This is a genomic window from Streptomyces sp. NBC_00370 (assembly GCF_036084755.1).
Taxonomy (GTDB): domain Bacteria; phylum Actinomycetota; class Actinomycetes; order Streptomycetales; family Streptomycetaceae; genus Streptomyces.
In genome coordinates this window covers 3,574,380-3,592,714 of sequence record NZ_CP107968.1, presented here as the reverse complement: position 1 = coordinate 3,592,714, position 18,335 = coordinate 3,574,380, and the positions used below count along the sequence as shown (strand labels likewise).

The window sequence follows — 18,335 nt, the reverse complement described above, 5'->3', positions numbered from 1 at the left end:
CCGGGGCTCCTGACTCATCGGACGGTGGTCTCGTACCAGTGGCGCCACATGCGCGGGGAGCTGAGCCGAAGGCGAGCGGTGATCGGGTTCTGCCACCACAGCATCCGGAGGCTCGACCACTGGTCGTAGCGGCGGGTGGAGGGGCGTACTCGCAGGTCGTCCAGAATCTTGACCGGTGCGGCGGTGATGCGGCCGTGGGCGGTCAGGCGGGCAAAGAGGTCGACGTCCTCGCTCATGAGCAGGTCCTCGCGGTATCCGCCGATCGCCTTGAACGCGGCGGCGGTGGCGAACTGGGCGACTCCCTGCGCGCCGCCGTGGCGGGCGCGGTAGTGGTCCCAGTACGCGCACAACAGTCGTGCTCCGAGCCGGTCCGGCGTGTAGAGGGGCGGGATCGCTCCGCCGACGGCTCCGGTGTCCAGCGCGGATGCTGCCGCGCTGATCGCTTCGGCGGGCAGGGCGACATCGGCGTCTGTGAAGAACAGCCGGGGGCTGCGCGCAGCGTTCGCACCTGCGTTGCGTACCCGGCCGATGCTGCGGACCGACTCGCTGATCACTCGGACCCCGAAGGTGGCGGCCATCTCGGCGGTGGCATCGGTGGAGGCGTTGTCGACCACGATGACTTCGCCCTGCTCACCGCTTGCGGCTTGCCAGTGCGCGAGGGAAGTGAGGACGGTGGGGAGGTAGCGGGGCAGGTAGGCGGCTTCGTTGTGGGCGGGGATGACTACCGTCAGGCCGGGGGCTGGGCTGGTCATCGGGCTCTCCTTCTCGCGTGCGGTGCGTGGGAGTGCCCCGGGTGGGGCCGGAAGAGGTGTGGCGTTCGACGGGACAGCTCGGTCAACCGGTTGGACCAAGCGGTCCGGCTGTTGCCGGGGCTGGCGTGGGTCCAGCAGCTGACGGTGAGGAAGGCCGACCATGCCGCGAGATGGGTGTCGTTCAGGGCGTGTGGATAGGCGCCGAGGAGGGCGTGTCGGTCCCATTGCGAGTGGGCGTCCGTCATGACGAGGGCGTGCGCCAGGTCCGCTTCCCGGCGTCCGGGCGTGGCGTCTGTGAAGTCGACCAAGTGACGGGTCTGCCGGGTTCCGGAGAGGACCACGTTGTCGAGGTGGGGGTCGCCGTGGCACCACACGACGGACGCCTCGTCGAGGGGGTCGGTGACGATGGTTAGGGCGGGTGCGAGCCGGTCGAGTACGTCGGACGGGCAGCGTCGACTGAGGGAGGCGACTGCTTCGATCACGGGACGCCGAGGAGCGGTGGCGGAAACCGGTGCCTCGTGGATGCGGCCGAGGAGCGTGCCGAGGTCCCTGAGTGCCTGGAGGCGCGGGACGCTCCCCGAGCGCACGGCGGAGCCGAGGGTGCCGGGGCCCAAGTCGGAGGTGACCAGCGCGGTGGCGCCGGCAGTGGAGGTGGTGCCGTAGCCGAGTACCCGCGGTACGGGCACGGCGGCCGAGACCGCACGAATCGCTGCGGCTTCGGTGAGGGCGTTCCGGCGTGCGGTGTGGGAGTAGAGCTTCACGATCACGTTCGAGCCGACAGCGAGGGCGACGCGGTAGACCGCGGTACGAGAGCCGGTTGCCAGGCGTTCGGCGGCTTTGACGGGGCTTGCCAGCAGCAGGTTGCAGGCGCGTGAGACCATCGGCGGGACGGGTGCGGCGAGGGGTGAGGTGGTCATCGGAGCTCCGGTTGCTCGGGGGCGAAACCCAGGGCGCGGACGTGGCGCATGGTGCGTCGCAGGTGGGTGCGGTACTCCTGGACCTCCTCGGTGCGGGGGCAGTCGGCCTGCCATGGCTTTTCGGGTCCCACGAAGTGGATGAGGGGTGCGGAGGTGTCGGGAAGCGGAGAGCGGGCGACGACGCGTCGGGCCCAGTTGCCGCGTTCGAGGAACCTGCCGAGCTCGAAGCGGTTGTATCCGGGGCCGACTGATCGAACGTGGCCCGCGTGGAGGAGCCAGAGGTTCAGGGCGTCTTGGTCGTTGTGATGGATGTGCTGGCGCATCCGGACCAGTGCGTGGCCGACTCCGCGACGCACCCGTGGCAGGTCGGCGGCGTGGGCCCACAGCAGGCCGGCGTTGTAGTACGGCCTGCCCTTCAAGTGCGGCCAGCGTTCTGCGGTACCCGGCAAGGCGTGGCTGTCACCCACGGACGGGCCGAACTCGTCCCGTACAGCGCCGACGTCACCCAGGCACAAGTCGTTCAGCGGTGCACTCAGGTCGCCTCGCACGAGAGTGTCGGCGTCGAGGTAGATCAGATACGGGCGTCGGACGAACGCGGCGGTGAACTCGAACCGCAGGTAGGTGGCGACGCTGATGTAGGAGGAGTCCGCCATCCGCGCGGTCCGCAGCGGGGAGCGGTGGGCCAGGTCGAACGAGCGGAAGCCGACCCGTCGCGCCAGATGCGAGAGGAGCTCGGCCTCGGGCGGAGTCAGGTCGAGGGTGAGTACGCGCAGCGCCACGTCCCGGCGGGCTCGGGGAGTGAGGCTGTCGGCGAGGGCGGTGATGGCGGCCATGCCGGGGACGAGGTAGCGCTGGTCGAGGCATAAGCCGAATGCGTACACAGCGGATTCGCCTTCCAGAGGCAGGAATGGGATGTCTGTGGGGGCGCTCGCTACTTGTCTCGCTGGCGCTCCAACCGGGACGTGCGGGTCTCCAGTACGTGAAGGGAGTCAGGGTCGTCGGTCTCCCACTGGTGCGACATGCCGCCAGCCGGTCGACGCAGGACCCAGGTCCGCCCTTGCTTGATGTCGGTCACGATCGCCTGCGGTCCGGTGCCGTCCCGGACGAGATCGCCTATCTCCGCACGTACGCGACTCACTGGACGCTCCCAGGGACGAGGCGCCTCCACGGCGTCCAGCCGGCCGCCGCCTCGAAGAGGATCCGGCGACGGTTGTGCTGGCCGGGCGTGTGGCGGGAGGGGCTGTTCGTCGCCTCGGCCAGGAATCCGCCACGATCGCGGATGAGGACGCCGAGTGCGGCGAACTGGGCGGCGTCGTCGGCGACGTGTGTGGCTCCGGCGACGACGATGCCGCGGACCAGGCCGGACGACAGAGACCCCGTGATGGCCGACCAGCCCAACCGGGTGTCCAGGGGCACGGTGGGGTCGTCGTCGGACCAGACACCGGCGACGTGCCAGTGGCGTGCGTCGGAGTAGTGGCGAGCACGAAGTTCGGCCTCGCGTACTGCAGGGGGCTCGACAGCGCAGGAGTAGACGGCGACGGGAACGTGTCCGAGGCCGCCGGACGAGGAGTTCGGCATGCCACAAGCGTGCTGGGACGGACCGTTGGTCAACAGACACGGGCCGTTGCTACAGCGGAGGTTCGGGACCGGTTGGGCTGCCACACCCCGTACCGGTAGAGCTCGCAAGCGGGGTTCGGACTGTCACGGAGCGTGGCAGTCGGCGAACTCCTGACCGCCGAACTGCTACGGGTCGTGGTGGTGGGTGGTCAGCGCACGCCCAAAGGGACGCCGGCTGCGTGCGCGAGTCCGCGAAGTCGGCCCACGGACACACCTGCCAGCCGCGAGATGATCACGCCGGGCAGCATCTGGTGCTGAACCCATCCCGGTGCCATGGTGCAGACCGCCTCCAGGGTGTCAGCAGCCCGGTCCCACCGACGGCACTCCACGTGGGTCAGGGCGACGTCGAGCCCATAGCGGGCTCGGGTCGCGAGCGGGACCGTTTCGTCCAGTCGGACGGTGTCCATGAGCCGCAGCGCCCCCGCCGTATCGCCCAGGGCAACGGCGATGCTCATGGCCTGGGTGGCGGCGTACAGCGGACCGTACGGCTGGGCGTGGCCACCGCGCGCGTACTCGCTGCCGAGGCGGGCGCCGACCGCGTGGGCCTGGGACAGGTACTCGCGTGCCGTGTCGGCGGAAGCCCCTCCCCGCGACGCGGCCACGGCTGCATTGGTGACGAGCTGCCCGTACACCGACAGGCGGTCGGGGTCGTGCTCGGACATCCTGGGCTCGATCCGCTCCGCTCGGGCGGCGGCGAGCGCGAAGCCCTGCGCCGTACGCCCGTCACGGAGGTTCACCCACGCCGTCGTGGCGGCGAGGTGCGCCTCGCGCAGGTCGTCGCCGGCCTGGACAGCGATCTGGCGCCCGTAGGTGAGGGCGGCGTAGGCGAGGTCGCGCGAACCCCAGACGTTCGCGGCCATGCCCGCAGTCTGGAAGACGTCGGCCAGCAGACCGGCCGCGGCTTCTCTCTCGCCGGTGCCGACGGCGTCGTACCGAGCACGAGCCTCTGGCAGCAGGGCCGCCAGCAGGGTGCCGAGTTCGGTGTACCGGCCAGCCCAGTAGGCGGTGTCCGCGTGCTGGACGACGGCACGCAGCTCGGTGACGGTGCCCGGTTCGGTGTCGGCGGGGATGCCGATCGCGGCGTCGTGCGTGGCAGCCGAGAGAGTTCGCAGGGCTGCCCGCTCGTCACGATCCATCGAGCGGCGAGGTGCCTGCTGCCCGAGAAGTACGGCGATGTCGGTGCCGAGCGTGGAAGCGATGGCCAGCAGGGAGGGAAGAGAAGCGGTGCCGCCACGTTCCAGCTTCCGCACGACACCAACCGATACCTCGGCCGCCTCCGCCAGCTGTTCTTGCGTCATCCCGCTGCGGAGGGTCTTGAGGCGTTCAGCGGTGGTGTATTCCGACCATTGCATGGCAGTAACTCCCCGGGCCGATCAAGCCAGGCTTGGACCGTACCCACTTCACCACAGGAGCGTGCACCCTTTGCATGACGGCGAGTTGGCGGGGTGGCTGGAAAGTGACTACACGGGAAGGACCGCGTTCACCCCGAGTAGGTCCTCTAGCTCGTCGACCGTCTCGTTCTCCGTCGTCGCGAGGACGGAGGTGATGCCGAGGGCCTCGGCGGGCGGAAGGTTGACCGGGTGGTCGTCGACGAAGACGCAGGCCGGCCCCGGCAGGCCGAGGCGGTCCAGGGTGAGCTGGTAGATCGCCGGGTCAGGCTTCGCGAGACCGACCACTTCCGAAACCACGTGGACATCGAACAGGTCCCAAACGCCCGCATGCGCGTAAGGGTTGAAGGGCTCCAGTCCGAAGCTGTTCGACAGGAGCGCCAGCCGGTATCCGGCATCCTTGGCGGCGCGGGCGAGCGCGGCCATGCGCCGGGCCGGCGGTACGTTCGCCCAGGCGCGTCCCATCAGGTTCTCCGGGGGAACGTGTGCGCCGAGCAGGGTGGCAGTCCCCTCGTTCCACTCGGCCTGGCCGATTTGGCCGATCTCCAGGGCGGTGTACAGCCGTCGTCCCTCGGGATGGTCGTTCAGGGTCGCCCGCCATGCTTCGGCGAGGAGCCCTTCGGACTCGCACCAGGCGCGATGCACGGGGCGGGGATCCCCGGTCAGTACGCCGGCGAAGTCCAGGATGAGCCCGCGCGGGGCGTCGTGATGGGCGGTGTCTTTGGGCTGCGGCATGCTGCGGGGTTCCTCTCCGTCGAACTCAACGACGACGCTACAGCGAGATGTTGCGCTCCTTCAGCGCCGTTCGTTTCGCCAGCTCTGCCGAACGAGTTGCGCGGGGCGGCCGGGGCGGGCAAGTCCCGGGGATCGGAAGCGCTGCTCAGGCAGACAGTCGCCCTTCGACGGCGGCCCAGTCGGCGCTGGCCCTTGCCGTCAAACCACGTTGCCCCAGGCCAGAGCCGCCCAGCCATACGTCGGAACGGCTGGCCGTTGACCATGACACCCGTGATCGCCTTGGGGCCAGCCTCCTTGGCCTCGCTCCCAGGAGTGAGAGCGGGCAACGAAACGAACATTGGTATGGCGGAGACCGGGCGGGAACCGCAGAATCAATGTCCGCCAGCCCGCACAATGCGTGCAGTGCATCTCCGAGAAAGGCACAACAGACCTTGGCCGGGACAGAACCAGAGACAGGTGAAGAAGCCCCGTCTCCTTCACCTGCGACCACGGAACGACTCGTGCGTAGAGTGCGCACGCCCCTGGTTGCCGCCCTCGGGATTGTGCTGTCGGTGGTGGTCGCCTTCGCTTCTTGGGCATTCTTAAAGGCCAACGGCCCCTCCTACGACGACCTTGAGAAGCGTGCTTGGCTTGATACCGCTACCACGACCGCTTCCGTCCTCCTCGGAGTATCCGGGGTGATCTTGTCGTTGCTATGGGCGGCGAGCCGCTCCTTCGCCAGCGAGGCAGAAAGTGCACGTCGCCACGTAGAAGACCCCGACCTTCCCCACGTCCACGTCTATGGCGCTGAGTCCCAGGTCTACATCCAGCCCGGGGCGTCTCACGCAGGTGCCAAGAACGGCAATACCGCACCGCTCCTGGGCCCGGACGCGCAGTCGTCGATGCTGACCCAGATCTACTCCCACGGACTCGCCCAGGCCAAGGTCAGCTTCTTCGTCAGCATTGTCTTCGGCATGGTCGGTTCAGCGGTTCTCCTGACTGGGGTCGGACTGGCAATCGTGCACGCCGACAGCAACGGCAGCCGGTACGCAGCGATCGTGACGCAGACCGCTGGAGCAGTCATCGATCTTCTGGCAGGAGTCTTCTTCCTGCAGTCCAACCGCACGCGTCGAGACATGGGTGCGCAAGGCGTGATGCTCCGTGATGACGGCCGGTTCGACCGTCGGCTGAAGGCCGCCGGTGTGCTATCCGACAACATCAGCGAAGAACCTCTTCGCAACCAGGTGCGGGCCCAGATGGCTCTGCAACTTGTTGGTGGTCAACTAGACGCGTCGGTGGCGGCCGATAGCCCGGATGAAGCCGTTGGCGCGAACACTGAGTCCTCGCCAACGGATGAAACGCCTCCAAGCGGTTCCTAACGCCTTCTTTCATCGGTCAGGAACTCTCGACCGGACTGGGTTGCTATCGAGAGATTGAGTGCAGTTCCGGCGGCGATCGCGGGCGGATATGTCGACCACCAGCTCACGGACTGCCAGGCGACGGCTTCGGCATCCCTACCTCCGTCATGCCCTACCTGAACTCGGCGCAGGCCGCCCATCCCGCATACAGCCAGAGCCTGGAGCTGCTGCGCGAGATGGGCGTCCTGATCGGTTCGTACGAGCCCCACAAGCCGAAGGCCGGCGGTGGCGCGGACCAGTACCGCTGAGAAGAGGCGCTGGAACTGCTTACTCCCAAGCTGTCCGCACCAGCCTGATCAGCGCCGCCGTGCTGGCGGTGCCTGCGGCGGCGGAGGGGCTGCTACCGGGTAGACGGGAGCAGCGGCGCGTTGTGTGGTGCTGCGTGCCTGGCCGCCTGGGCGCGGGGGCCAGGGGCGTGACGGTCGCCGAGGCGGCGGATGCGCCAGGTCAGCGTGCGGGCGGGGCTGCGGGCGTCGTCCAGGGTGCGCTGCCCGAGGGCCTGAACGAGCACGGTCGTCGCGTTGTGTCCGGCAGCCTCGGCTTCGGCGAGCACGGCGGTGAGTGCGTCCCAGGCGGGGTCGTTGAGGATGCGCTCGGCGTGCTCCGGCACGGCCTGCTGGAGGTGGTGGGCGTAGCGGTGCTTCATCTGGGGGCTGGGGGCGCGTTGCGCGAGGCCGGTCAGGACCGGCTCGGCGACCTGGGCGTACGCGAGCTGAAGGTGTACGAGAGCCTGTTCTGCTGCCGCTTCCTGCTGGGCGTGCTGGTGGGTGCGGTGCCAGTGCATGGCGAGCACTACTGCCGTGAGCACGGTGTCCAGCAGCATGGCGATTCCGGACCCGTCGCCGTCCGAGGGCCGGTCTCGCCAGATCGTTTGGATTCCGCGCCGCAGAGCGTGGGTGCTGGCGAGGTCGGCCGCGATGCGGGAGCGGGTGGCGCGCTCGAAGGCGGCAGCGGCTCGTTCCAGTTCGGCCTTCACCGCGGTCGGTGCGTTGATCGGCAGTAGATCCAGCGTTGCGCCGAGTAGGACCAGTTGGCCTTGGGCGGTCTGGTCGTCGCCGTGGGTGAGGTGGTGGGGGATGCGTTCCGCGGCGGCGGTGGCTTGGTGCCATGGGTTGCCCGGCCGGATGGTGACCGGTTCGGGGCTGGTGGTGGCGAGGCTCTTGCGGATCTTGGGCAGAGACAGGTCGGGGGCGAGGGTGGAGCCCGCGTAGAAGACTGGCTCGCCCTTGTCGTTGGTGTCGTGGGGCAGGGCGAAGTTGCAGCCGAGCGCATCACCGGAGGGGCCGCGCTTGAAGCGCACAGCCACTCCTGTGTTCTCCAGCAGTGCGAAGAACTCGGCCTCGTCGGACGCGGCGGCAACCGCGCGGCGTACCCGCAGACGCAGGACGTCGCGGGCGGCGGCGCCCTGGCCCAGGCGCTTGGCCTTGAAGTGCTCCTTGCTGGTGTGGCGCATGGCGCCGGTGCCGTCTCCCGGCTTCAACCGCCGGAGCCCGTAGTCGGCCTCGATCGAGCGGGCCTCACGCTGGACTGCGCGCTGGTCGTAGCCGCGCTCGGGACGGCGGCCGTCGTGGCGTACGAGGGTGGCGGCGATGTGGATGTGGTCGTCGGCGTGACGGACGGCCACCCAGCGGCAGGCTTCCTCATCCCCGTTGGGGGCTATGCCGGCGGCGGCCACCATCCGGCGGGCGATGTCCGCCCACTGCCCGTCGCTGAGGATCGGGTCTTCGGGCGCGGCGCGGACGGGGCAGTGCCACACGGTGTCCCTGGGTGCCTTGTCGCCCAGTATCTTCACGGGCTGATCCAGTTGTGCGACGAGCTGGGCCTCCACATCCTTCGGGTCGCGGTGGGGGCTGCGGCCGGGGTCGGGGGCGAAGCCGTTCCAGGAGGCCACCAGGTGTGGGTCGGTGTGCTCGTTGGCCCGTCCCTTGCCGAAGAGGTAGGCGATGGTGCGTTGTGTGGCTTTCGGGCCCGCGCTGAGGATGATCTTGGGTATCACTGGCTCACCGGGCTTCAGTGACCTGGGCGATGGCGGTGTCCAGTTCGTCGATGGACGCCTCGACGCGGGCCAGGAGCTTTTGGACGGTGGCGGGGTGGGGCCATGCGCCGTCCTTGTTGAGGTGATGGGTGAGCTGATTGAGGTTGCTGCCGATCTTGCCGAGCTGTCCGTTGGCGGCCATGAGCGTCTTCACCATGGCGCGATAGTCGGCAACAGCTGCGGTGGGGTCGCCGGCACGGGCAGCGGCGAGCGAGCACTCGGCCACGTAGCCACCGGTCGCCATGCCGCTCAGAGCAGCGGCGTTCTTGACGAGGACGAACTCGTGGTCGTTGTAGCGGGGGTGGACGCGGCGCTCGCGCAACTGCTTGTCACGCAGACGGCGACGCGGCGCTGGCTGCTGCGGCACGCTCGACGATGGCTTGGTGCCTCCTGACCCGGCCGGCTCCCCGGGGCCGGCCGACTCCGGTGCCGCCTCGGCGCCGGATGCCTCCGCCTCCCCTGGGGCGGAGGACGGGTAAGGACTCCTTACCCGACAACTTGCTCCGTCGGAAGCAGCCCGTCCGAATGCCTGCCGCACACGTTCCGTCAGCACAGGCGACTTCGTCAGCGGTATCGGTTCCTTACTGCGGTGTGGGTCGTGCGTCATGAGTGATGCTCCAGACGAAGGTGGGGCGGGCTCTTGGGCCCGCGAGCTACGAGCGGTCACACGGACCCGTCCATAGGTGTGATGAGCCAGTAGTGACCGGCTGGGCCGGGTGACCGGAACGGGTTCCGGTCACCCGGCAGGTTCCTGGTCAGCCGCTGGCTGGACCGCTTTCGGCGGAGGCTGTGAGTTCGTTCCGGAGGACGTTCGTCACCTCGGTCAGCCGCTCGCTGGAAATGGGAAGGCCCTTGTCCTCAACTGCCTTCCGGACAATGGACCGGGTGGCTTTTCCCTGCTCAGCACAGGCAGCCCTGCCGATCTCCACGAGATCCCCGAGCGGGGCGCCGGGCGGGCGGCCACCGCGGGCCTTGGTCTCCGCAACCTCCGCAGGAGGTTGCGGAGACCAAGCGGGCACGGCGACCGGTGGCTCGGTGAGCTCGCTGGGTTCTGCTGGCTCCGCTGGTATTCCGGCGGAGCGGAAGGGTGTGGTGGCCGATGCCCTCAACACCTGCCCGGAACCTGCGGTCGGGTGCTGGTCCACGAGCTGGTGGATCTGCCGCATCAGTACGGCGAAGGCCACCATTGCGGCTGCCGGTGGAACCGCGGCCACCACGTAATCGAGGAACGGAACGTCACCGGTATCGCGTGTGCCGCTGACCCCGGCAACGTTCAAGGCGATGGAGCCCACAGAACCGATGGCGGTCACGGCGATGGCCCATCGGTCGGTGACCCGGCGCAGCCCTGCGCGGAGCATGAGCAGCTCACCCGCGACGATGAACGCGTCCAGGGTCGCGGGCCATGCCCAGCGGCGGACCGGTGAACCTCCCAGGCCATGCTGCCCGGCGACATCGGCCAGGTGCGCGTAGGAGAGACAGAACGCTCCGGCGGTCAGGGCGACGATGACGATGCCGGCCGCGATGAGCGCGTATCGCTCGGCAGCACCCTGGGACGCTGCTGGCCGTCCTTCGGCCGTCCGATTGCTCGGCTGGTCGTGGTGCAGGGGTGAGAGGGGAGGGGTGGACAAGCAGGTGCTCCTGGGGGTGGTGTGGTGCGTCTTTGGCGTCTTGGCCGTTGCAAGTGCAGGTCAGGGCGGTACGGCAGCGGCTCCGGCTCTCCGTCTCGGTGGTACCACCAGCGTCTTCAGCTCTGTCGAAGTACGGCGGAGGCGGTTCGCCGTGCCAGCACCCGGCTGGCGGGACAGGGGTGTCTGTCCCGAGTCGGGACAGCGCATTGCGTCTTCCGTCTCGCCGCCCATGGCTGTGACCTGCACTGATACGGCAAGGACGCACAAGACGGTGAAAGACGGATCTCGGCAGCGTCTTGGGCGGCCCCGCCGGTAGTCGTGATCGCGTTGCCGTCTTGCCCCCGGTCGCCGTCTCGCCTGCAGGCCGTTTGACCTGCGAGATCACGGCAGGGACGGCAGGGACGGCAGCCAGGGCGGTGGGCCTCAGCCCCTGTCGGGGGCGGGGTGGGTGTCGAGGGGGTGGACGGTGGGGCAGTACCGCCGCCAGCTGTCGAGGAACTTGTTGCGCGTGTAGCCCTTGCGCTGCGTTCCGTCGGCCATCCGGACGTTGCCCGGCCCCACACCGAAGCTCCGCAGCAGCCTGCCCAGCTCGCGGGCGTTCAGCCCGCCGCGTCCCCACTCCGCCCACGGGCCCTCGGGGTCCTGGCGCAGGTGATGGAGGAGTTCCTCGGTGGAGAGACTGTCCACTTCCCTCTGGGCGGCGAAGATCCGACGGATGTCGGCGAGGATCCGTGCGCCGCCGGGATTGTCCTCCTCGGCGACCACTTCGGCAGCAACCATCCGCGCGCACGCCACTCGGGCTCGGCGCGGCCAGGACCCCCCGGCCAGCTCGGCGACGATCACCAAGGGCTCCCAGGTGTCGGCTGCACGGTCCTCGACCGGCATGTCCGGCTCAAGGATCGCGGCCTCCTCCAGAAGCGGGCGGGCCCACGCGTCTATCCGGTCGCGCAGCTCGTGCAGGGCAGGAATGTCACGACGAGAGCGGAATGGCTTCACCCTCTCCCCTTCGGCCCGCCGACGCATCCGGATCACGACCGACCGGTCCATGATCGTGTCGGGCAGGTCGCCGATCCCCGCGATGGCCGCCATGGCGAAGGTGGCGAACTTGTGCGGCGTGTGGTCGTTACCGACGACCCGAGTCACGTAACGCCCACGCTGATGACCGGCGTTGAGCAGGCCACGCGTCTCCTCGTTCCGCTCCGCCTGCTTCGGCGTACCGAAGATGGTGTCCGCCTCGTCCACGAGAAGGGTCGGCGGCTCCTCCTCGGTGATCGAGCGGAAGATCGCCGCCGGCGTGGTGTTGATCGTCAGCATCGGCTCGTGAACCGTCTCGGTCAGCACGTCCAGGAGCCGCGACTTGCCGCACCGCTTCGCCGGCCCCACCACCGCCAGACGCGGCGCGTGCTGCCACGCGGGCTGCAGGTGCGTGGCCACCACCCACAAGGTGATCGCATCGAGCGCCTCCGCTGACGGCAGGATCACGAACTGCGCTATCTGGGCATGCAGTTCCTCCAGCAGCACGGAGCCCTGCGTCGGCTCAGCATCGGGCATGTCCTCCAGCCCGCTCGGAGCCTGCGCCTCGGCGGCGCTGTCGGCGGCCGAACCGGCGGTCAGGCCCGGATCGGTGTCCACGGGCTGAGCAGCGCTCAGGTGGGCACCCGGCCGGCCAGGGATGGCGGTCGTGGGCCAGCTCGCCTTGACGGGCTCGGAATAGTCCTTGGGGTCCTCGGGTTCCACTGGGCAGCTCCTCGTCTGGCGGTGGCGGGCTCGCCCGCCCTTTCCGCCGGGTCGGTTCTCATCGGATCGCTGGGGAGCTACGGGGCCTCCGGCGTTGCACCGCCGGGGGCTCTCCCCCTTCCCGCAGGCACTGAGGTACCGCGAGGGACCACGGACAGTACGGTCACGCCCGGCCACAGTCCAGCATTTCTGTGTCAGCTCAGCGCAGAATCGTCTGCTACGCTCCCGCCCTCTCACGCGGCCAGACCCAACAGGATCAGCAGATCCGCGGTCACGACCCGATAGGCGTTGCCCAGCCGCAGGACCTTGCACGGGTACGCCCCGCGCTTCGCCAACTCATACCCCTTGCTCCGCCCGAGCCCAAGGGCGCGGTTGCTGGTTTCGAGGTCAACGGCCACCGGTAGGGCCAGCAGGTCCTCACGGCTCATCCCCTTCGCCAACCCCGCCGTGGTGTTTTCGCGCATGCGCCATCCCCTTCGGTACAGCCGTCGGCGAACGCGGGCATCACGTCCGGCTCCAGGCAGCCACCAATAAGAATCCACAAGCTAATGTGTCTGTATGACACAACGCGGTGTAGATGATGAAGCGGACGACTTCCCGGAGTGGGTGGACCGTGTCCAGGCGAACGTGGCCGGCGAAGTCCGCCGCAGACGAAAGGAGATGGGATGGAGCGCGCAGGAACTCGCCGACCGGTGCGAGCAGCTCGGGCACCCGATCCCACGCAACGTGATCGCCAACATGGAGTCCGGCCGCAGGGCCGGCCTGCCATTGGTGGATGTCCTGGTCCTGGCCGCTGCCCTGGACACATACCCGGCCTGCCTGATCTTCCCGGTCGGCTACGTCGAACAGACCCAGGAACTCCCCTTCGAGCACCTCGTGCCGACCTGGGACGCCCTGCGGCGCTTCACCGGCGAGCAGGAAGTACCGGGGCACGACGCCGGCCTCGTGCCCGACTTCGAAATTCACGCCAGCCTCGTGAGCACCGCCCTCGCTGCGCTCGACGAAGAAGAGCAGGCACGGTTCGCCGCCAAGACGGCAACCAGCCGCGCCCAGCAGGAAGAAGCCGAACGCAAGCGGACCGAGTACGCCGACCGAGCCGTCTCCGCGAAGTACAACCTTCGCTACCTCCGCCGAGACCTCCTCGACGACGGGGCCACCCCGCCCGATCTCCCACCCGCACTCCACGACGTCGACCCGCCCGAATGGGCCCCCGATACCACCACGGAGGAACGCCCTTGAAGGGATCCACCCACCGCCGCTGCTACTGCCGCGACGCCGAGACCGGCAAGCCGCTCGGCAAGAAGTGCCCCAAGCTCACCAGCCGCAAGCACGGCTCCTACTCCATACGCCAGGAGCTCCCACCCCGAGCCGATGGAATCCGCCGATCCTTCAGCCGTGCCGGCTACGAGAGCATCAAGGCTGCCCAAGTCGACCTCGACCACATACGGGCGCTTCTCGGCCTCGCCGACTCTGATGACTCCGAAGGTCTAGATCAGATTGCCGAGTTGCTGGAGAAGGTGGCAGACGAGAAGGCTCCGCTACCGGACATCGAGGCGACCCGTCGGCGCCTGAGCCACGGCCTGGACCTCACCAGCCGCCTCACGGTCGGCGAGTGGCTGGACATCTGGCTGGCGGGCAAGAAGGGGCGGCAGAGTGCAATCAGCCGCGACGAGAGCAATATTCGCGTCCACCTTCAGCCGCGCATCGGGCACGTACGGCTCGACCGCCTTCGGGTCACTCACCTCTCGGAGATGTTCGAGGCCATAGCCGAGGCCAACGTCGAGATCGCCGAGGGGAACGCCGCACGACGCAAGGCGTTCGAGGACCTTGCACAGATCCCATGGAAGGGACGCGATCCCCGATCCCGACGCAAGGCCATGAAGGCGGCCATCGCCGAGATGGATCCCTACCGTCGCATCGTCGGTCCGGCGACGCGGCAACGTGTTCGCTCGACGCTGCGGGCCGCGTTGAACGCGGCGATCGCTCAGCAGCTGATCACATTCAACCCGGCCTCCCACGTCGAGTTGGAGGCCGGCAGGCGCCCCAAGGCGCTTGTGTGGACCGAGGAGCGCATCCTCCATTGGAAGCGCACCGGCGAGAAGCCCTCGCCGGTGATGGTCTGGACGCCGGAACACACCGGCCTTTTCCTCGACCATGTAGCCGAGGACCGGCTGTACGCGCTGTTTCACCTGGTCGCCTTCCGCGGACTTCGGCGAGGCGAGGCGTGCGGTCAGAGGTGGACCGACACCCACCTGGACGCCGGGCTCCTCACGGTCGCCAAGCAACTCGTGGTGAACGGCTGGGAGGTGTACGAGGACGACCCGAAGACGGACGCCGGAGCGCGCACCATCGCCCTCGACTCCGACACGGTCCAGGCCCTCACACGGCACCGTGCCCAGCAGGACAAGGACCGCAAGGAGTGGGAGAGCGCCTGGGTGGAGACCGGAAGGGTCTTCACCCGCGAGAACGGAGAACTGCTCCACCCTGCCAACGTCACACGGCGGTTCATCGAACTGCACGAGGAACTCGGTCTACCGCCGATCCGGCTCCACGACCTCCGTCACGGTGCCGCCACCCTGGCTCACGCAGCCGGTGCCGGCCTGAAGGACATCCAGGAAATGCTCGGCCACTCCTCGATCACCATCACGTCGGACACGTACACGAGCCTGCTCCCCGAAGCGGATCTGGCAATCGCAGAGGCTGCGGCCCGGCTTGTGCCGCGAGCGCGCACAGCCCCTGAGAACACCGCTCCCGAAGCGGAGGCCGAGCCCGACGGTGCGGAGTAGGAGTTCGAGGCCGAGTAAGGCCCCCACTCTGGGGGAGAGAACGCATCACAGAGCGGTAACGCCTCGTGCCCCCCACAGGCTTCGAAACTGCGACACCCGCTCTATGAGCTGGGATCGAATCCTCGCCGAGTAGTGCCCGAGTCTGCCGCGTGGTGCTGTCCTCGGCCTGGTCAGCGCCATGCGGCTATGCACTCGGTCCTGCTCGTGACACCTGGTGCTGGAGCTGTCCGTTCACACGTCGCTCATGCATGTCAGGAGTGGGGGTGCCCTGTAGGGGCGCGGTCGAGGGGAAGTTGCCTGTCCGACGCCCGGGCCCACAGGAGCGACGCCGCCGCTCTAACATTGGGCCGCTGGTCGTCCCATGCTTTGCGGCCGGGACGATGCGTGCCCCGGGGAGGAGATGCCTCGGCCCTTCTTACTTATAGGGGTGAACGTGCCCCGTATCCTCACAAGGACGTGATGAAGCAGCCATCCGGCTTGCTGCGAGGCTTGCACGAGAGGCTGGCGGCCCATGGTGATGACCGATTACAACGTCAGCGACCACTGGTCCGCCGACGATCCAGACTGGCTGAAGTCCCTCGTCTCATCGCTCGATCGCCGCCACGGCGGCAGCACTGTCGTACCGCTCACCGTGCTTGTAGAGGAAGTCCTGCAGTGGGTGGAGCTTGCCAGCGGCGTCGATGCCTGGAAGAACTCCGCTAACCGAAGGTCGCTCCAGCTCGACCTCGACGAGTCGATCCGTGCGCTCGGAACCTCGCTCCGAGCGCGCATTGACACACCGCTCCAGCGATTCCAAACCGTCTTCTCACAGCTCACCGGAAGCACTGCAGAGACCTTGAAGCAGGCGCCGGGTACCCGCACCGCCGCCTCCTGGACCAACGTCATCGAGACTGCGAAGGGCCTCCTCGAAGCGCTCGAGGCAGACGAAGCTGTCCGCATCAGCTGGGATGACCTTGTGGCCACCGCGCAGGACCGCACCTTGGAGGGCCGGGAATACCGGCAGATCGCCGAACTGCTCTTCGATCAGCTGCGCAGGCGCGGTCTCAGTGCAGAGGGAATCTTCCGCGATCTGGTCTCGATAGTCGGATTCGGTCGTGACCCCAACGACATCCCCATCGGCCAGCAGAATGTGCCGCTGCCGCAACGGATCGCGAGGGCCCGAACCCACATCGGCACTCCGGCCCCGGTCGAGCCGATCGTGGTGTGGCTCGGCTACCAGGGCGAGGCTTTCATGCACCTCTCTGCCGGGCGGGTGTCCTTCATCAATGCCCACTGGGCGGTTCCCAACGCCATGCCCGAGCGCCAAGACTTCGAGCACAAGGCGGAGCTCTGGGAGCTGGTGCAGCACGGTGGCATCTTTGAGGTCGCGAAGAAGGTCGACGAGGAGTCCGACGTCGACTTCCTGGTGCGTGTTGACCTCGGCAATACCACGCTATCTGGTGCGTTGGAGCGTGCCGTTCATGTGGTGAACACGATCCTCAACGTCTCGATCCACAACTCCGGTGGTGTCCGCCCGCACCTCGCTCAGTACGGGGTCCTGCGTTCCGGCAAGGCGGGTCCTCTCAGCTGGCTTGTCTCCCAACGTCAGGCTGCCTTCCCAGATGATCGTTACGGTGAAAGTATTACCGCGGACGCGGTCAAGAAGCATGGGCCGCGCATCGCCTCGGCGCTGGCCCGCGAGGAACTTCCCCGGTTCCTCGCGGCCGCACTCGAGGTGCAGACTGCCGCCGACCACCCGTTCAGCCGTGCCATGGCGATGCGCAAGCCGTCCGAAGCAGATATCAGCAGCGTGATCCCCCTCACGGACCGTGTGGTGCAACACGTCGCGGCACACGCTGCGCTCGCCCCTAACGACCTGTTCAACCTCCTCGGCGAGCGCTGGCCCCACATTCGGTGGCTTACCGACGTGCAGCAAGCCGTTGGTATGTGCCTGCTCGGCGGTGGGAACCAGAGTGCACTGCGCAACGAGCTGACCCGAGAATGGCTTGCGGACAAACCGTCGCGCCCGTGGATTCTCTTCGTCGCCGACCGCTGCGGTGATCTCCTCTCGCTGTGCCGCATCGAGTCCGAGCGCGCCTGGATCAGGCGAATGTTCGGCAGCGTGAGCGACCATGCCGAGTACAGCGCCCTGATTGCGAACTACACCGCCGAGAGTGCGGTGTTGAAGGCCAGGCGGAGCCGTGTTCGCAACGCCTTGGTGCACGGGAATCCCGCCAGCTTTCCGATTGTCGCGTCCGTGCACGAGTACGCCGAGTTCCTGAGCCGCAGCGCGCTCAACCGTGGTCTCGAGTCTTACGTTCAGGGCACGGCGCCCGCTGCCGCACTCAGGCAAGAGTCGGAGGAGTTCACTGCGATGCAGGGAGGCCAAGACGCCGCCAGCTACTGGCGGACTCGTCGCACAGCTACGGCCTCGTCGTAGGTATGGATCGGGGGCATCGTGACTTCCTCGTGCCTCTCCGACCAATTCGCACACTCGGGCTGTCAACTGAGGTTGAACTCGTGACGTCGCCCAGGCTGGGGGCCTTGTGGACGTTGAGGTGTCCCAGATGAGCACGATCGGGCCGTTAAGTTGCTGGTGGGCTGCGGTCAGCAGGTCCCGATATTCGCGCCAGGTGAGGTTCTTGCGCCCGTCACGCCGGCCATCATTCAGGTGAGGCCGGTAGATCAGCATGGGCTGATGGCCGGGTTTGTAGCAGGGCGGCTCGCGGCAAGCAGGGCCAGCGCAGCGGGATCCTTCCGATCGCGTAGGGGGAGACCGTCGGCTCCGTCCTGTAGGCGTCTTCCAGCGACGGGTGGCGCGTGTGCAGACCGTGGTCACGGTGAGCTGGCGGAGGTGGGTGAGGAAGGTTCTGGGGGCCGACAGTGCGAAGTTGGCACGAGCTTGCTCCCCGAGGCGGACCTGACGATCGCGGAGGCCGCGGCCCCGCTCGTGTCGCGAGCGCGATTCACTGCCGAGACACCCGTTCCGGGGCGGGCGCACAGCCCGGTGAGGCCGACGAGTGCGTGCCGACCGGTGCTGCTCCGTGGGGCCAAATTGGGGCGGCAACTCCCCCGTCCGCTCACGCACCGCTCACGCAAACGGCCCCGGACGAGAAGTCCGAGGCCGAGTAAGACCCCTCCCTGGGGGAGAAACCCCAGGTCAGAGCGGTAATACGTTGTGCCCCCGGCAGGATTCGAACCTGCGACACCCGCTTTAGGAGAGCGGTGCTCTATCCCCTGAGCTACGAAGGCGGGGCTTCGTGGAAGCCTCCGGGGACAGGTTAGCGGATGTTCGGGGGTGGCTGGGGGGTCCGGGCGCTGGCCCGGGGGGTCGGTAGGGTCGGAGGCCGGTGGGGCGGAGTGC

Annotated in this window: 15 protein-coding genes, 1 tRNA gene and 3 pseudogenes; 5 read left to right on the top strand and 14 right to left on the bottom strand. The window is 68.2% G+C overall.

Annotated elements, in window-relative coordinates; translation table 11 throughout:
- Positions 1-14 precede the first annotated feature (14 nt).
- The 7 genes from OHS57_RS15950 to OHS57_RS15920 all read right to left on the bottom strand — a co-directional run bounded on the left by OHS57_RS15950 (position 15) and on the right by OHS57_RS15920 (position 5,409).
- Positions 15-752, bottom strand: coding sequence for a glycosyltransferase (locus OHS57_RS15950; protein ID WP_328582371.1), 738 nt, complete (start codon positions 750-752; stop codon positions 15-17).
- On the bottom strand, positions 749-1,669 hold the full coding sequence (locus tag OHS57_RS15945; protein ID WP_328582370.1) for a phosphotransferase family protein: 921 nt from the start codon (positions 1,667-1,669) through the stop codon (positions 749-751). Before OHS57_RS15945 ends, OHS57_RS15950 begins: the two co-directional genes overlap by 4 nt.
- Positions 1,666-2,550 carry a glycosyltransferase family 8 protein gene (locus OHS57_RS15940; protein ID WP_328582369.1) on the bottom strand — a complete coding sequence of 295 codons (885 nt, stop codon included), beginning with the start codon at positions 2,548-2,550 and terminating at the stop codon, positions 1,666-1,668. The genes OHS57_RS15945 and OHS57_RS15940 overlap by 4 nt, the downstream gene beginning before the upstream one ends.
- Before the next feature lie 50 nt (positions 2,551-2,600).
- Positions 2,601-2,807 (bottom strand): hypothetical protein, encoded by a 207-nt coding sequence (locus OHS57_RS15935; RefSeq protein WP_328582368.1) that lies wholly within the window; start codon positions 2,805-2,807, stop codon positions 2,601-2,603.
- Positions 2,804-3,247 (bottom strand): hypothetical protein, encoded by a 444-nt coding sequence (locus tag OHS57_RS15930; RefSeq protein WP_328582367.1) that lies wholly within the window; start codon positions 3,245-3,247, stop codon positions 2,804-2,806. The genes OHS57_RS15935 and OHS57_RS15930 overlap by 4 nt, the downstream gene beginning before the upstream one ends.
- A 188-nt stretch (positions 3,248-3,435) precedes the next feature.
- Positions 3,436-4,638: a helix-turn-helix domain-containing protein gene (locus tag OHS57_RS15925; protein WP_328582366.1), complete on the bottom strand. Its 1,203-nt coding sequence runs from the start codon at positions 4,636-4,638 to the stop codon at positions 3,436-3,438.
- Between the two features lie 108 nt (positions 4,639-4,746).
- Positions 4,747-5,409: an HAD-IA family hydrolase gene (locus OHS57_RS15920; RefSeq protein WP_328582365.1), complete on the bottom strand. Its 663-nt coding sequence runs from the start codon at positions 5,407-5,409 to the stop codon at positions 4,747-4,749.
- Positions 5,410-5,918: 509 nt separating this feature from the next.
- On the opposite strand from OHS57_RS15920, the gene OHS57_RS15915 reads away from it, so the two are divergent.
- Both OHS57_RS15915 and OHS57_RS15910 read left to right on the top strand, forming a co-directional pair.
- On the top strand, positions 5,919-6,767 hold the full coding sequence (locus OHS57_RS15915) for a TRADD-N-associated membrane domain-containing protein (RefSeq protein ID WP_328582364.1): 849 nt from the start codon (positions 5,919-5,921) through the stop codon (positions 6,765-6,767).
- An 80-nt stretch (positions 6,768-6,847) separates the two neighbouring features.
- Positions 6,848-7,054 (top strand): annotated as a pseudogene (locus OHS57_RS15910) (hypothetical protein); the annotation flags it as partial.
- Between the two features lie 48 nt (positions 7,055-7,102).
- Here the strand turns inward: OHS57_RS15910 and OHS57_RS15905 are convergent.
- The 5 genes and pseudogenes from OHS57_RS15905 to OHS57_RS15885 all read right to left on the bottom strand — a co-directional run bounded on the left by OHS57_RS15905 (position 7,103) and on the right by OHS57_RS15885 (position 12,670).
- A pseudogene (locus tag OHS57_RS15905) lies at positions 7,103-8,802 on the bottom strand (mobilization protein).
- Positions 8,803-8,806: 4 nt separating this feature from the next.
- Entirely contained in the window at positions 8,807-9,208 is a 402-nt protein-coding gene (locus OHS57_RS15900; RefSeq protein ID WP_328582363.1) for a plasmid mobilization protein, read from the bottom strand.
- A gap of 388 nt (positions 9,209-9,596) precedes the next feature.
- Positions 9,597-10,469, bottom strand: coding sequence for a DUF2637 domain-containing protein (locus OHS57_RS15895; RefSeq protein ID WP_328582362.1), 873 nt, complete (start codon positions 10,467-10,469; stop codon positions 9,597-9,599).
- A gap of 423 nt (positions 10,470-10,892) precedes the next feature.
- Positions 10,893-12,206 (bottom strand): DUF3631 domain-containing protein, encoded by a 1,314-nt coding sequence (locus tag OHS57_RS15890; protein WP_328582361.1) that lies wholly within the window; start codon positions 12,204-12,206, stop codon positions 10,893-10,895.
- 233 nt (positions 12,207-12,439) lie between these two features.
- Complete coding sequence (locus OHS57_RS15885; protein ID WP_311304223.1) at positions 12,440-12,670, bottom strand: hypothetical protein; 231 nt, start codon at positions 12,668-12,670, stop codon at positions 12,440-12,442.
- Positions 12,671-12,764: 94 nt separating this feature from the next.
- Here OHS57_RS15885 and OHS57_RS15880 point away from each other — a divergent pair, with 94 nt between their 5' ends.
- The 3 genes from OHS57_RS15880 to OHS57_RS15870 all read left to right on the top strand — a co-directional run bounded on the left by OHS57_RS15880 (position 12,765) and on the right by OHS57_RS15870 (position 17,411).
- Positions 12,765-13,445, top strand: coding sequence for a helix-turn-helix domain-containing protein (locus tag OHS57_RS15880; protein ID WP_328582360.1), 681 nt, complete (start codon positions 12,765-12,767; stop codon positions 13,443-13,445).
- On the top strand, positions 13,442-14,992 hold the full coding sequence (locus OHS57_RS15875; RefSeq protein ID WP_328582359.1) for a site-specific integrase: 1,551 nt from the start codon (positions 13,442-13,444) through the stop codon (positions 14,990-14,992). Before OHS57_RS15880 ends, OHS57_RS15875 begins: the two co-directional genes overlap by 4 nt.
- Positions 14,993-15,503: 511 nt before the next feature.
- Positions 15,504-17,411, top strand: coding sequence for a hypothetical protein (locus OHS57_RS15870; RefSeq protein ID WP_328582358.1), 1,908 nt, complete (start codon positions 15,504-15,506; stop codon positions 17,409-17,411).
- 91 nt (positions 17,412-17,502) lie between these two features.
- Here the strand turns inward: OHS57_RS15870 and OHS57_RS37775 are convergent.
- Both OHS57_RS37775 and OHS57_RS15860 read right to left on the bottom strand, forming a co-directional pair.
- Positions 17,503-17,690 (bottom strand): annotated as a pseudogene (locus OHS57_RS37775) (IS630 family transposase); the annotation flags it as partial.
- Between the two features lie 460 nt (positions 17,691-18,150).
- A tRNA-Arg gene (locus tag OHS57_RS15860) sits at positions 18,151-18,223 on the bottom strand.
- Positions 18,224-18,335 lie beyond the last annotated feature (112 nt).